Raw genomic sequence first — 14,424 nt, forward strand, 5'->3', positions numbered from 1 at the left:
GGGACGCAGTCACGTCGGTACGGAACCCACTCAGTCCGTCATGACAGCCTGCTTGTGATCCTGCGGGACCACGCGTCTCTCCGCAGAAATGAACGAATCGAACTCGATCCGATTGAGGAGAGGACATTGATCAACAGAACGAGAGGCGGATTCACTCTGATCGAGCTTTTGGTCGTCATCGCGATCATCGCGGTGCTGGTCTCGATCCTGCTCCCCGCCGTGCAGCAGGCCCGCGCCGCCGCCCGGGCCGCGCAGTGCCGCAACAACATGAAGCAGCTCGGTCTCGCGCTCCACGGCTACGCCGAGACCTACGGGATGTTTCCCCCCGGCCACATGGACACCTACACCGACGGGATCTCGGCCGGGGCCCGCCATCACTTCGGCTGGCTGACCTCCCTGCTCCCCTATGTCGACCAGGGAGCGCTCTACGCCAAGATCCGCTTCGAGAACGTCACCGCCTTCTCCCCCAACGTCCACATCAATCCGGAGTTCTATCCGGTCGGGACGTTCGAGATCGCGACCTTCCTCTGCCCCAGCGATCCGGTGCGGCGTGCCAATCCCGACATGGCTCCCGCCAACTACCTCTCGAGCCAGGGGAACCTCTGCAACTGCCGCGACACGGTCTGCGACGGCCTGTTCGGCCACAGCTCCTACACCCGGCTGTCGTGGATCAAGGACGGCCTGTCGCAGACGATCGCCGCCGGCGAGACCCTCAAGAGCGACATGAACCCCGCGACGGTCGACGACAACTACATCTTCACCAACTCCGCCGGGGCGAGTGCCCAGGATCTGGGGACCTGTCAGGGGGTCGCCCCCACCGCCTCGGACCGGGGGACGGTCTGGATCGGCGGGCAGCCGCAGTTCAACATCATGGCCACGATCAACACCCCCAATCACCGGTTCTTCGACTGCATTGCTCCCAACTACGGCTGCACGAACTTCGCCGCCCGGAGCGCCCACACCGGAGGGGCCAACCTGGTGCTGGCGGACGGTTCCGTTCACTTCATTTCCGAGAACATCGAGCTCACGGTCTACCGCGCCCTCGGAAGTCGCGCCGGGTCTGAGAAAGTCGGGGAGTTCTGATCTTGGGCACTTTCCGATCGGCCATGGCAACACTCCGCGGCCTCCTGTTCGTTCTTACGCTGGCCGCCTCATGGACGGGGTGGGCCAGCCACGCCGTCGCGCAGGAAGCCCTGAACGCCAAGCCGGCGCCGGAGGCGCCCGCAGCGACGGCCGCCGCGGACATCGGCTTCATCGGCCTGCATGGCGGCATCTACGAGCAGCTGCAGAAGCACGCGGCGGGGCTCAACCTGCGGCTGGTCTACTTTGAAGATGGCGAGATCGCGCGGCGGTCCGCCGATCTGGGGCAGGTCCGCGTCCTGTACGTCCAGCATGTCCGTGAAGAGGACCGGGACGCCTATCAGGCGGCGATCCGGCAGGGACGGACAAAGAACCCCGCCCTCGCGATCTACGTCTTCCCGGCGAACTCCTTCGAGTTCCTCAAAGGGCTCGCCCCCGCCGGCGCGGTGGAGCAGGACGCCGAGGCGCAGAAGTACTACGGCTCCTCGGGCGAGAACCTGCGGCGGCTGCTCGTGTATACGGCCGCCAAACGGCTCGGACGGGACCTGAAGATCGAACCGGCCGAGATCGTCGAGCAGGAGGGGTTCTATCACCCTGGTCACAGTGACTTCTTCCCGACGTCCGCGGCGTTCGAAACCTGGCGTCGCGGCCGCCCCGGGGCACCCGCCGAGGGGCCGCGGCTCCTGATCGCCGTCCACGCGACGCACCTCGCGTTTCAGCAGCCCCGCGTTGTCGACGCGTTGATCCGGGAGTGCGAGCGGCAGGGGGCGATCGCCGCCGCGATCATCGACGGCCGTTCGCCCCGGTACGCCGAACAGGCGGAAGCCTTCGCGCCGCAGGCGGTCATCCACACCTGCCACAGCGGCGACCCGCTTCCGCTGCGGCTCAAGCTGAACGTCCCGCACCTCCACTCGATCTTCCTCCGCAAGCAGTCGATCGATCAGTGGCAGTCGAGCCTCGAAGGGCTCGCGTCGAGTGAGCTGGCATTCCACATCATCGGGCAGGAGCTGATCGGCGCGATCGAGCCGCAGGTCGCCGCCGGGACCACGCAGGGGATGGGGAGCGCCGAGGCGTTCCAGCCGATCCCCGACCGGGTCGAGCATCTCGTCTCCCGGGCGCTGTCGTTCGCCCGCCTGGCCCAGACTCCTCCCGCGAAGAAGAAGGTCGCCGTCATCTATTACGACCGCGAGATGGGGAAAGGGGAGCTGATGCGCGGCAGCTCGACGGGGATGCACATGAACGCCCCGCGGAGCCTCATCAACGTCCTTGAGGCGATGTCCCGGCACGGCTACGACATCCAGCCGGTTCCCCGCCACGAAGACGAGCTCCTCGGCTGGATGATGGAGCGGGGCCGGCAGGTCGGGGTCTGGGCTCCGGCCGAGCTCGACCGGCTGGTCCGGACCGGCCATCCGGTCCTCGTCCCCGAGGCGAAGTACCGGGAGTGGTACCAGCGAAAGGTTCCCGCCGATCGTCGCGAGCAGCTCGAGGCGAAGTGGGGCCCGCCGCCCGGGCGGTTCATGGTCTGGGAGAACGGCGGCCAGAAGCACATCGTCATTCCCCGGATCGAGCTGAACAACGTCGTGCTGCTCCCCCAGCCGCTCCGCGGAGAGCTGCATGGCCGCGAGGAGGCAAGCGCCCAGACGCACGACAAGGTGACGACTCCGCCGCACAACTACCTGGCGACCTACTTCTGGCTGGAGCAGGAGTTCGGCGCGAACGCCCTGATCCACTTCGGGACCCACGGGTCGGAGTTCGCCCTCCCCGGGAAGCCGAACGGCCTCGCCCGCCGCGACTGGTGCGACGTGATCATGGGATCGATGCCGAACTTCAATCCCTGGATCATCGAGAACATGGTGGAGTCCTCGCCGGTCCGCCGGCGGGTCTACGGCACGCTGCTGAGCCACCTGCCGCCGCCGATCGTCGATGCTGGCCTCAGCGACGAGCTCGAGAACCTGCACGAGACGGTCGACAAGTGGACGACCCTCGAAGAGGGGGCCCTGAAGCAGAAGTTCCGCGAAGAGATCTCGCGGCAGGTCCGGGCCTGCCACCTCGACACCGACCTCAAGCTCGTGGGGCCCGACGATCGGCTGCTCGAGCCGCATGAGATCGAGGCGGTCTCGAAGTACCTCCACGCGATCCAGGAGGAGACGACCCCCACAAGCCTGCACGTCTACGGCGAGCGGCCCCGCGCCGACCTGCTGATTCCGTACATGGTCACGATCCTCCGGGCCCCGTTCCTGCGGGAGCTGGGCCGGCTGCAGCACGACCATCAGCACGAAACCGGCATCGACCATGATCACGACCACGACCATGCCGTCCGCCCCGCCGCCGAGAAGATCCTGACCCTCGTGCTCCGGCAGGGGGTCGCGCCGCTCGATGCGGTCAACCTGACGCTCGGAACGGAGCTCAAGGAGCTTCCGGAGGTCCTCGAGAAGGGATTGAAACTCGTCGTCGCGCTCAACGCGGACTTCGACAAAACGACCGACGAGATCGACAACCTGCTGAAGGGACTCGACGGCCGGTTCGTCCCGCCCGGGCCGGGGAACAGCCCGATCCGGAACCCGAGCGCGGTCCCGACCGGCCGGAACATGTACCTCCTCAACCCCGAGGAAGTCCCGACCCCGCCGTCGTGGGAGCTGGGGCGAAAGCTCGCCGACGATCTCATCACCCGGCACCAGTCGCAGACCGGCGAGTTCCCGACCAAGATCGGCTTCGACCTCCGGAGCAGCGCCACCTTCCGGGACTACGGCGTGATGGAGGCTCAGATCCTGCACCTGATCGGCGTCGAGCCGGTCTGGGACGAGCGGAACCTGGTCAACGACGTCCGCCTCGTCCCCCGCGAGACGCTCGGGCGGCCGCGGGTCGACGTCTTCGTCGCCAGCGGGGGCTGGTACGAGTCGAACCTCCCGTCGCGGCTCAACCTGTGGGACAAGGCGATCCGGCTCGCCGCCCAGTCGGACGAGCCGGACAACCCGCTGTTCCGCAACACCGCCCGGCTCAAGGAGACGCTTGCCGGGCAGGGGATCGCCCCCGACCGGGCCGCGCTCCTGTCGCAGGCCCGGATCTTCGGCCGCGCCCCGGGAAGGGAATCGGGGGGCTTCCTTGCCTACCGGGTCGCCCGCTCAGGGGACTGGAACAGCCGGGACGACATCGCCGCCGCCTACCTGGCCGAGAGCAAGCACGTCTTCACCGAGGGGGCCTGGGGCGAGCCGGCCGCGCCCCTCTACGACGCCGCCATCCAGGGGACGCACACCGTCGTCCGGAGCTGGTCCGACCACATGACCGGTCCGCTCGCCAGCCGCTATACGTGGCTGCACGGGGGGAGCCTCAGCCTCGCGGTCGAGGCCCTGACCGGGAAGCGTCCGGAGTACGTCTTCTCCGACGTCCGCGATCCCGACAAGGCGGGGATCGTCAATGCTGAGGAGGCCCTGCGGCGGGAGTTCCGCGTCCGCCTCTTCAACCGGAAATGGCTCGAAGGGATGATGAAGGAGGGGTACTCCGGCGCGGACCACATCCGGTTCCTGACCTCGAACAGTTTCGGCTGGGAAGTGATGCGGCCCGGCAGTGTCGGGACCGACAACTGGAACGAGATGAAGCGGGTGCTGGTCGACGACAAACTGAATCTCAACCTCCGGGAGTGGATGGAGCGGAACAACCCGTATGCCTTCCAGGACACGCTCGCCACGATGCTCGAGGCGACCCGCAAGGGGTACTGGGAGGCGGATCCGCAAACGGTGCAGGAGGTCGCCGTCGCCTATGCGGAGAGCGTCGCCCGCCACGGTCTGTCGGGCCACATGACGAGCGGCGGCAACCGGCCGCTCGATACCCTGGTCCGGGGTGAGCTCGCCAAGGTCACGTCACCGGGGGGGGCTCAGCTCCTCGAAGGCTACGTCCGCGGAATCGAAGCCCAGACGCAGGCGTCTCCGTCGGAACTCGCTCAGGCGACCGCCCCCGCCCCGGGCGCCGCGCCCGGGGCAGCAATGCCCGCCCCCGCTGCGGCGCCGGCCTCGGCACCCCCTGCGGCTGGCTCGGCTCCGAATGCGGCCGCACCTCCACCACCGGCACAGGCCGGAGCGTCTCCTCCTGCGACCGTTCCCGTGGAAGGTCAGCGGCTGCAGGCTTCGGCTCCCCCGGCCAGTACCGACAAGCAGGCGGGGGCTTCGGGGACTCCCCTGTGGGACTCGACTCCCTGGTTCATCGCGGGAGCAGCAACGCTCCTCGTTCTGGCCGGCTTTGTGTTTCGGCGAGGCGCCCCGTGACCGACCGCATCGTCGACATCCTGTTCCAGATCTCCACGGGACTTCTCGCACCGACCCTGGTCGTGCTGCTGATCCTGATGGGGGGGATCCTGCTGCTCCTCGGCGGGATCACCCGCGAGTTCCTCGACCGCCGCGTGCATCTCCAGACCTGGCGGGCGTTCCTCGCGAGGGCCCGTTCGACCGGCGCGTGGGACGAGGGGTTCTATGACCTGCGGCTCGTCGGCTACCCCGCCCGGTTTCAGGCCCGCACGCGGGACGCGCGGCACAACCCGCTCGTGGCCCGCAAGTGTCTCGAGGACCTCGAGCTCGACATGGCGCGGCGGATGGCGTGGCTGACGTTTGCCATCCGGGTCGGCCCGATGCTGGGGCTCGTCGGCACGCTGGTCCCCCTCGGCCCGGCCCTGATGGGACTGGCCGCGGGTGACATCCAGTCGTTGTCGGGCAACCTCGTGATCGCCTTCACGACCACCGTCTTCGGAATCCTGGTCGGCGGGGGCGCGTTCACCGGCAACCTGATCCGCCGGGCCTGGTACGAACAGGACCTCAGCGACCTCGAGTACCTCGCCGACCTCCGCGAGCACGGCGCACGCCTCGGCAGCAACGGCGAAGGCCACCCGACCAGCCTCCCGCTCGGCCCCGCCTCCGTGGGAGCAGGCCCCCGTGCGGGCCACGAAGCCCCGCGGGCCGGAGGCCGTCATGCGTAACAAGCCGCGCCGCTGGGACTCGGGGGACGACGATCCGCTGGCGGGTCTCGTGAACCTGTTCGACGTCTGGATGGTGTTTTCGATCGCGCTCCTCATCGCCATGATCGGCGCCGCCCGCTCGCAGACCTCGGCAGCGTCGGGGCCAAAGCCCGATCCCGCCACAGCCGCGTCGCCGACGCTCGAGCAGTTGATCGACACGCAGCGGAAGTTGCCCTCCTACCGAGTCAGCGAAGACAAGCTCTCCGGCCAGGGCCAACGCCTCGGCACCGCCTACCGGCTTCAGTCCGGCGAAGTCGTCTACGTCCCGGATTGACGCCGCCGCCGCCATCCCACGTTGAAGCCGGAACCACGCCTCGGCGCTGTGCCGGGGCCGGCGCGAAATGGAAACGGTTTCTTCCTCTCCAGGTCGAACATCCGTGTTCGCCGCGAAGCGGGACCGACTTCCCGGCGTCACGCGCCCTCGAACCAGCCGATGGCGCGGCAGAGTTGGAACTGGGCGATGTTGTAGTCGATCACGGCGTTGAGGTACGTCTGGCGCGACGTCGCCAGAGCCTGGGACGCCTGCAGGACCTCGATCGGAAGTCCCTGGACGTTCTCGATCCGCTGCAGGTTGAGGGCGTAGGACTTCTCGGCCGCCTGAATCGCGGCGCGCGCCCGTTCGACGCTGCGCTCCCGCTGCGAGGCCTGGCTGTGCGCCTCGGAGACTTCACGGGCGATGCGGTCGAGGAGCGCGACCTGCCGCCATTGCGCCTGGCGGACGAGCGACGACGCTTCGTCGCGGGCCGCCCGCTCGCTGTAGCCGAGGTTGCGGATCTCCCAGTCGGCGACCGCATCGGCATCCAGACGGTCGTCGGTATTGCGAATTCAGATGCCCCGTGCAGCCTGACGAGAGTTGTTGGCAGGCAAAGCACCGCGGCTCCGGTGTTCACATAACAATTGCAAGAGTGCCAATGGACTGTCGTGCATGCGGTGATAAGATGAGAGGGAATTGCGAGTTCGGGGTCCCTTTCCATCGATCACCGTCGAATGTCCCGCGTCGTTGCCCTCCTGCTGATTCCGCTTTGCCTGATGGGGCAGCCGATGCCTCACGTGCACGCGGGGGCCGCCGGGAAGGGCGATCACGATGGCCGGAACCATCTCCACATGGGTCACGGTCGTGCGGGGCACGGTCACGCGGGTCACGGTCACCACCATTCGCACGGCGGCGGACACCGGCATCGACACGATCGCCCTCATCACCATCACGATGATGAGGCCCGGCTCCCGGGATGCTCGGAGCTTCCGGATCATGACGCTGACGCCGTGTTCCTCGGCGATCTCTCGCCTGGCGGCCCCTTGAAGCGCGTGGCTGTGCCGCAATGGGATCTGGCCGTCGACATGGCCTGGGCTCCGCTGGTGCCGGTCTTTGCGGTCGAGCGCCTTTGCTGCCGTTACATCGCCGATCCGCCTGATCCGTCGGGCGGGACGCCGATCTATCTCCAGACCGCTTCTCTGCGGATCTAACCGCGGGCTGTCGCCGTGCGATGTCATCGCACCCGCGCGACGTTCTTTTCGGTCGACAAGGCCGTTCCCTTCGCCGCTCGAGGCGAATGGGAGCGCTGGCCGCTTTCCACGACCACCTGCGCCCCTCATCGGACCGAACACCGGTCGGCGTTTCTCATGAACCGGCGGTGACACGCCGCCACTGAGATTTCGTTTGAGCGAAAGGCTCGCCATGAAACCCTCCAGAGTGCTCCTGTGGCTCGTCCTCCTGGGCGTCCCCATCGGCGCGGCCGTGGTCACGCGCCACACCTGGCTACCGCTCCTGCAGAAACGGACCCCTCCGCCTCACACGGCCGACGACGGCGAAAGGCCGAAGGAGAAGCCGCGGATCCTGGAGCTGAGTCCGCAGGCCCGTCAGAACCTCGGTCTCGTGGCGAGGCCGGCGAAGCTTCAGTCGTACTGGCGGACCGTCCAGATCCCCGGCGAGATCGCGGACCGCGCGGGGGTCTCGGACCGGGGCCTCGTCGAGGATGCGATCGTCGACGTCGAGAACATCTTCCGCCGCCTGAAGGAGAACAACGCGTCGCCGACGCCAAGGCCGGCGCTCCTCGTGGTCTACGAGGCGAGCCGCGAGATCCGCAGCGCCATCGTGTTCGGGACGACGCCCGGCAACGCCCGCAACATGCACTTTGACGGACGTCGAGTCGAGCTGCGGTTTGGCGAGATCGGATTCGCCCAGTGCCTCTGCCAGATCTTCTGTTCACACCAGCGATCGTATCGTCACTGGATGCTGCGCCACGTCCCGAATCGCACGAGTTCCGCACGCGCGGCCCACGCGGCATCAGGTGTTCGCCGGTCTCGACGCCCACAACGATGGAAAGCTGACGCTAGCTGAGTCACTGGGGATCCATCCTCCGGACAAGCAAGCCGGCCAGAGGCCGGCGTTTCGAAGGCTGGGCTGCGATGGGGACGGATTGCTGGCGCGCCGCGAGTGGACTGACGAGATCTCTGGAGAGCTCCCCGCCGACTGGGAGTTCCGCGTTCGGGACGACGATGGTGACGGAGACCTGGCGTTCGGAGAGTTCACGAGCGTCATTTAAGAGAAGTGGCGGAACCTCGAAGCCCGCAAGTTCCGACTGGCGGCTGGAACCGCGACGGTCGGATTTCGCTGGACGAGTTCCGCGGCCTGCCAGGGCGGGTTCCGCTCCCGGAACGCGCCGATTCCCGATCCGGTCCGGGACGAATTGGAGCAGTCTTGAAGGGACCGTTGGTCCACCTGGGAGTCAGCGCGGAGATGTCGACCGGCGCGGTGGGAAAAGTCCCGCCGAAAGATCTGGCCAGGAAATTCGCCTCCCTCCCCCGTGCGGCGTGGGATCGGGATGGAGACGGGAGGGTCTCCGCAGAGGATTGCCGCAAGTTCCTGGCGATTGCCTATGACATTCGCGACGAGCCGGGACGGTTGATCCGCCAAGACAATGGCCGGATCGTAAACTATCACGCCATCCAGGAGTGGGATCGGGACCAGAGCGGGACTCTGTCTCGTTCCGAGTTCGTCACGAACCACTGGAGTAAGAAGGAGAGCGAGTCGATCTTCGCAAAGGGAGATTCAGAGCCTATCCCAGAACCGTTTCGTGAATTGGCCCGCTCTGTGCATTTCGAGAGGTATCGACTCTCGAACGTGCATGGAGGTGCGCCCGTGGCTGTCAGTGACGCGTCAAAGTTTCACCAGATCTCCGATTCGCTCTGGGAACGGATCGAGCCCACGCTCCCGGTTTACAAACCGAATTGTCGAGGGGACGTCCACGTCTGCCTCTACGCCGTGTTGTGACAGGCATCCTGTACGTGCTGCGGACGGGTTGCCAATGGAAGGCAATGCCCCAGGAGTTCGGCTCCGGCAGCGCCATTCACGCCTACTTCCAGGAGTGGGTCAGGCGCGGCCTGTTCCGCAGACTGTGGCGGACCGCGCTTGAGGAATACGATGACCTGAAAGGGATCGACTGGGAGTGGCAGAGTCTGGATGGGGCGATGACCAAAGCGCCGCTCGGGGGGGAAAAAGACGGGGAAGAACCCCACAGATCGCGGGAAACTGGGGGTCAAACGCTCGGTGCTGACTGATGGCCGGGGTGTGCCGGTGGGAGTGGCCGTGGCCGGCGCCAACGTGCACGATCAGAAGTTGGTGGTCGAGACGTTCCAAAGCCTTCCCGTTCGCCGTCCCCCGGGACGACGTCGTCGTCAGCATCTGTGCGCGGACAAGGGCTACGACGCGCAGGCCATCCGCCAGACGGCGGCCCGTCGCGGATACGTCGTCCATATCCCTCGGAAGGGGACCGAGCCTCCGCGTCCTGTGCGGCGACGGGGTCGGGCGCGACGGTGGGTGGTGGAACGTCTGCACTCGTGGACGAACCGCGCCCGACGCCTGCTGACCCGGTGGGAAAAGACAGCGGTCAACTACCTCGCATTTCTCCACCTGCAGTTCGCCATCACCGCTTGGAGGACGGCCGGGGTTCTCGGATAGGCTCTTAGAGGTGAAAAGATCACTTGTGCAAGGGATCGCGGAGTGGCCGGCGGAGAGTTCGAGGGGGAGGCGAACAGGGGAGTCATACGTGACGTGGCCTCTGCCGTGAACAGGAGAATGTAGAGGAGTCGCAGCGGGCGAGAGGGGTACCAATGAACGCGGACTGTTCCGGTTGTTGCCATAAATGGTCCCCTGCGATGAGCCGGGGGTCACGTCTTCATAAAAATTCGAATTGGCTGAAGGCTCCACCTGCGGAACCCTGGGGATTGATACCACCGAGAAGTGCTCCTCGGAGTGACGGTCGTCGCAGGTCGAATACGACGGGTACTCACGTCAAGTAGTTCAAAACGACTGTTGGCAGGGCGGCCCTTGTCGCTCCCCGGTGCGGCCGGTGGCTGTCTCGTGTGATTCCATGCGCCAATTCATCGGTGGTGGGAGACTCAGGCCAGGTTATCTCTTCATCAGAGTCTCTCCGGCTTCCCTTGCAACACCAAAGGCGGGTCGTCACCATCCTGTCGTGGCCAGAGGGTGACTGGGCGAGGGGCCTCGAGACTAACGGGGCGTTAAAAGGGAAGGGGCCGCCATGAGGCAGTTCGTTCTGAACGTCTTCGCAATGGTGTCTAGATCGCATTTCTCGACCGCGACGACGCAGACGTCGATCCATCCGGAGAAGGCGAGGGGTCTCACTCCTTTCGGCCCTACAAAATGCGTGATGGGTGGCGCCGATGCTGAACTACGAGAGCGAGATGAAGCAGACGCCCTTCATTTTCAGTAGGTTCAGATGCGAGGAATCCTCTGTAAGTGCTCGTTCGTTTGGCCTCAGGCATTAACAAGTGTATAAATATGTGCGTCGGTGTGATAATTGGCCGATCGTATCAAATGATTTTGGAGTCATTGCATGCCAAAGCGAAGTGCGCTTTTTCTATACTCTTGGTCGCCTACGATTATGCCATCGATGTGCAGGTCGATCCTTGGCAATTCGCGGTGCAGGTTTCCGAACTTCGAAGTCTGGGATTGTCGTTAAGCGATCTCCGATGGTTGGTTTTGAAGGGATTCGCCATTCATGGTCAGGAATGCACACTTCCCGGCGATTCGACTCGCTCGTTTCGCATTCTGCCGTATGCCTCGCTCGTTTTCTCTGAAGGGATATGCGTGGCATTGAGTTCCCACGGTGCATCGGAACTGCGCAGGCATTGCGATGAATCAATGCGATCGGAGACTTCTTTCTCAGTATCAGATTCAGCTGCGGCCGCGCAGTCCGTGTTACAAACTCCCTCCGCCGCACCTCGGACGGTGCCGATCTGGAAGAAGGAGATCCGGGAGCTCTGGTACCGCGATCAATTGATCAAGCGTTTTCGCGTTCCTGCCGACTCTCAGGAGCGCATCCTGGATGCGTTTCAGGAAGATAAGTGGCCAGAGTGGATTGACGATCCGCTTCCACCGAAGAATGGGGCCGATTCGCGTCGGAGACTACGCGAGGCAATCAAGTCGCTGAACCGCAACCGAGCGGCCACGGCATTGAGATTCCATAGTAATGGAGATGGGATCCGAATTCATTGGGAATGCGAATAGCTTGCGTCCGAAGAGCCTTACGTTCTGATTGCCCAGGCGATTGGATCAATCGCCCCGGGAGTGCCCCGGGAGTGCCCCGGGAGTGCATGTTGGCAACTCTCTCCACAGGTGCCAATGTGGCGTATGAGGAGGTCGAGCTACGGCCGCCCGGTGAGTCGTAGAACTCTTGCTATCCATCAAGACCAATATTCCAAAGCACGGCGGCGATAAGGCGCACGGTCAGAAAAATAGTAGGGATCTGAGGACTGTCCGTGACGTTTTCTCCGGAAAGCAGAGCCAATTATGAAGCAGTGTTTCTCGCAATACATGCTCACATCCCTTCTGTTCCTCTTGATTGCACGCCTCCAGGCTGCGGACTCCCAGTCGTCGGCGGATTCCGGCTCCAAGCCGACTTATCTCGATCGCAATGCCTACGAAGACAGTTTTGCTTATTACGGGCCACAGGGATTGTGGAAGAAGTTTCAGAAGAGCGAGACGCTGCAGGCGGGACGTGACACCTGGTTCTTCTGGACGGGGGGGGATGGCCCAGGAGGAACCCAGAACTTTTACCGGGCTCTGAGTGTCTACTCGTCGAGTCTCTCTCTTCAAGGCAAGATTCAGTTCTACACAGTGGCCCAGATGTCGCATCGGGATCGCTGGCAGAAGCTGGGGTTGATTAATGAACCGAATTGCGAAGAAGCCAAGGATCGCGACGAATACGGCCTGCGGCTGGATCGGTGGAAAGGGGATCCGAAGAACGCTTATCCCACGGATCCCCAATATGGCCGTCCGACTGGAGTCATCGGCCTGCGGATGTTCGACAATCCGAAATTCGACAAGACGAAGTGGGACTATGCCGGCTATTCAAAAGTCCCCGGAAAGTACGAGCCACCGCACTTGTTCGGGATTACGTGTGCCTTTTGCCACGTCGCATTCGATCCCCTCAACCCGCCTCAGGACCCCATTCGTCCGCGGTGGGAGAATCTCGCCGCCAACATCGGCAACCAATACCTCCACGAAGGCCGGCTTTTCTTTGGAACCGAGGGGCTCTTCCGATTTCATGAAAAGGAAGGGCTCGGCCCGGACGACTTTGTCTGGCAGTACGGTGAGACCCAGCAGCGTGGAACTTCGGAGACCTCTCGCTTCAGTTACGACTTCCTGAACAATCCCAACACGATCAACCCCGTGTTCTATGTCGGGCAGCGAGTCCCCTTCTTTGAGACGACTCCCCCCGGTCTCCCCCAGCGAACATTGCACGTCCTCAAGGACGGGGCCGATTCCGTCGGGCTGGAGATGGGCTTGGCCCGCGTTTTCATCAACATCGGGATGGAAGGGCCCTACTGGATCGACCATCTCTGGAATCCTGTGAAAGGAACGCCGCAGCGGCCGATGCTTCTGGACGAGATTCGCCGCAAGGTGCCGGCCGAGCGGTTGAAGTATCTCGACGCCCGATATGCCGATGGCGGGCCGGGGACGGTCGGATATACGCCCGATTGGCCCATGGGGAAAAGTTGGGCCCTGACCGAGGCGCGAATCCCCGCGCTCATTGCGTACCTCTCATCGTACGAGCCGATGCGGCTGAAAGATGCCCCGGACGGCGCCAGGCACCTGCTCAATCCCTCCAAGTCCGAAGAGGCCGAGCGGCTCAAACGCGGCAAGATTCTCTTTGCCGATCATTGCGCCGAATGCCACTCCAACAAGCAGCCATTTTATCTGCTGAAGGATGTTGAGGAGCGGCGTGAGTTCTACCGTCGTTCGGTCCTTGCCGACGACTTTCTGGATGGGAACACGCTCAGCAGCGACGAGCGATACCCGGTCACGCGAATTCAGACGAATGCTGCCCGGTCGCTCGCCACGAACGCCATTGAAGGGGACCTCTGGGCCGATTTCTCCTCGCGAGAATACAAAGCATTGCCCAGCGTGGGTGTCCTGAAATTTCCCAATCCCTATTTGGGAGAGGTGACGTTTACCGCGCCGGGAGGAGGGCGAGGCTACTACCGCCCCGCCTCGCTGGTCAGCCTGTGGGCGACTGCACCGTATCTGCACAACAATTCTGTTGGTCCGCTCATGTCGGACGACCGGATGACCGTGCCCGACCCGTCGGTCAAGGAACGCGTCGTGCTCTTTCAACGTGGGATGGAGCAGATGCTGCTTCTGACCCCGAGGACGACGGTGATCAAAAGGACCACCGAGGAATGCACGCTCGTTCCGCCAGAAGTGATTCGCCGGGTGGTGGTGGCCCTGGCCGTCCAAAAGGTCGCCAGGCACCTGGCACCCGCCATCGAGAATGCCGTTGCCACACCGGAGCAGAAAGACGCGTTGGCCGCGGAAGCGGAACGCATTCTGAGCGAACGGTTCGATGACACGTTCGCGGGAGGCCTGTTGTTCGCCTCGGCGGCCGTCCAGGCGCTGGAGCAGCAGCAGGCCGCGCTGGTCGAGGCCTTGTCCTTGAAGCTCGAGGCCGAACTGTCGAAATCGAATGCGGCGAAGTCCATTGTTCGAGAGTTGCTTCCGAGCCTCCGGCCGACGCTGGAGTCCGGAGTGAAGTCCGGCATCGCCGACCTGCAATTGCTCGTCAGCATGAACTGGAGGCTGCCCAAAGACTTTCCGATCAACCTGCTGCTCAATCTGCGGGCCGACAAGGTGCCGTACGTCTTGATCTTGGCCGCCCAGACGGGATCAGACCCGACGGCTCTCTTCCAAGCCTTACTTCAACTGAGTGATTGTCCAGACCTCGTCGAGGATCACGGCCATCCGTTCGGGACGCAGCTCTCCGAGCTGGAAAAGCGAGACTTGATCGAGTTTCTGAAGACATTCTGAAACCAGCCGCGTG

11 protein-coding genes and 1 pseudogene are annotated in these 14,424 nt (G+C 64.3%); 11 read left to right on the plus strand and 1 reads right to left on the minus strand.

Features of this window, described 5'->3' with window-relative positions:
• The first annotated feature begins 126 nt into the window (after positions 1–126).
• The 4 genes from VT03_RS10545 to VT03_RS10560 are packed head-to-tail and all read left to right on the plus strand — an operon-like array spanning position 127 to position 6,356.
• Positions 127–1,083, plus strand: coding sequence for a DUF1559 domain-containing protein (locus VT03_RS10545; protein WP_197489288.1), 957 nt, complete (start codon positions 127–129; stop codon positions 1,081–1,083).
• 23 nt (positions 1,084–1,106) lie between these two features.
• On the plus strand, positions 1,107–5,339 hold the full coding sequence (locus VT03_RS10550) for a cobaltochelatase subunit CobN (protein ID WP_075092949.1): 4,233 nt from the start codon (positions 1,107–1,109) through the stop codon (positions 5,337–5,339).
• Positions 5,336–6,043, plus strand: a complete 708-nt coding sequence (locus VT03_RS10555) for a MotA/TolQ/ExbB proton channel family protein (protein WP_075092950.1) — start codon at positions 5,336–5,338, stop codon at positions 6,041–6,043. Before VT03_RS10550 ends, VT03_RS10555 begins: the two co-directional genes overlap by 4 nt.
• Complete coding sequence (locus VT03_RS10560; RefSeq protein ID WP_075097048.1) at positions 6,036–6,356, plus strand: DUF2149 domain-containing protein; 321 nt, start codon at positions 6,036–6,038, stop codon at positions 6,354–6,356. Before VT03_RS10555 ends, VT03_RS10560 begins: the two co-directional genes overlap by 8 nt.
• Before the next feature lie 137 nt (positions 6,357–6,493).
• Here the strand turns inward: VT03_RS10560 and VT03_RS35210 are convergent, their stop codons facing one another.
• Positions 6,494–6,907, minus strand: a complete 414-nt coding sequence (locus tag VT03_RS35210) for a TolC family protein (RefSeq protein ID WP_082846764.1) — start codon at positions 6,905–6,907, stop codon at positions 6,494–6,496.
• Positions 6,908–7,166: 259 nt separating this feature from the next.
• Here VT03_RS35210 and VT03_RS10570 point away from each other — a divergent pair, with 259 nt between their 5' ends.
• From VT03_RS10570 to VT03_RS33380, 7 genes and pseudogenes are all read left to right on the plus strand, one after another.
• Positions 7,167–7,382: a hypothetical protein gene (locus VT03_RS10570; protein WP_075092951.1), complete on the plus strand. Its 216-nt coding sequence runs from the start codon at positions 7,167–7,169 to the stop codon at positions 7,380–7,382.
• A complete protein-coding gene (locus tag VT03_RS33365; RefSeq protein WP_156514396.1) occupies positions 7,379–7,546 on the plus strand; it encodes a hypothetical protein in 168 nt (55 codons plus the stop codon). The genes VT03_RS10570 and VT03_RS33365 overlap by 4 nt, the downstream gene beginning before the upstream one ends.
• A gap of 211 nt (positions 7,547–7,757) precedes the next feature.
• Complete coding sequence (locus VT03_RS10575) at positions 7,758–8,420, plus strand: hypothetical protein (RefSeq protein WP_156514397.1); 663 nt, start codon at positions 7,758–7,760, stop codon at positions 8,418–8,420.
• A 79-nt stretch (positions 8,421–8,499) separates the two neighbouring features.
• Positions 8,500–8,625, plus strand: a complete 126-nt coding sequence (locus VT03_RS34970) for a hypothetical protein (protein ID WP_255378586.1) — start codon at positions 8,500–8,502, stop codon at positions 8,623–8,625.
• A gap of 596 nt (positions 8,626–9,221) precedes the next feature.
• Positions 9,222–10,040 (plus strand): annotated as a pseudogene (locus VT03_RS10580) (IS5 family transposase).
• A gap of 879 nt (positions 10,041–10,919) precedes the next feature.
• Positions 10,920–11,612 (plus strand): hypothetical protein, encoded by a 693-nt coding sequence (locus VT03_RS33375; protein ID WP_156514398.1) that lies wholly within the window; start codon positions 10,920–10,922, stop codon positions 11,610–11,612.
• 1,278 nt (positions 11,613–12,890) lie between these two features.
• Positions 12,891–14,411, plus strand: coding sequence for a hypothetical protein (locus VT03_RS33380; RefSeq protein WP_156514399.1), 1,521 nt, complete (start codon positions 12,891–12,893; stop codon positions 14,409–14,411).
• Positions 14,412–14,424: the final 13 nt, after the last annotated feature.

It is taken from the genome of Planctomyces sp. SH-PL14, from assembly GCF_001610835.1.
Taxonomy (GTDB): Bacteria; Planctomycetota; Planctomycetia; order Planctomycetales; family Planctomycetaceae; genus Planctomyces_A.

What these genes read in the sequence shown, in the direction of transcription:
- VT03_RS10550 (WP_075092949.1), top strand. Translation starts at nt 1,107, where the DNA reads ATGGCAACACTCCGCGGCCTCCTGTTCGTTCTTACGCTGGCCGCCTCA.
- VT03_RS10560 (WP_075097048.1), top strand. Translation starts at nt 6,036, where the DNA reads ATGCGTAACAAGCCGCGCCGCTGGGACTCGGGGGACGACGATCCGCTG.
- VT03_RS10570 (WP_075092951.1), top strand. Translation starts at nt 7,167, where the DNA reads ATGGCCGGAACCATCTCCACATGGGTCACGGTCGTGCGGGGCACGGTC.
- VT03_RS10575 (WP_156514397.1), top strand. Translation starts at nt 7,758, where the DNA reads ATGAAACCCTCCAGAGTGCTCCTGTGGCTCGTCCTCCTGGGCGTCCCC.
- VT03_RS33375 (WP_156514398.1), top strand. Translation starts at nt 10,920, where the DNA reads ATGATTTTGGAGTCATTGCATGCCAAAGCGAAGTGCGCTTTTTCTATA.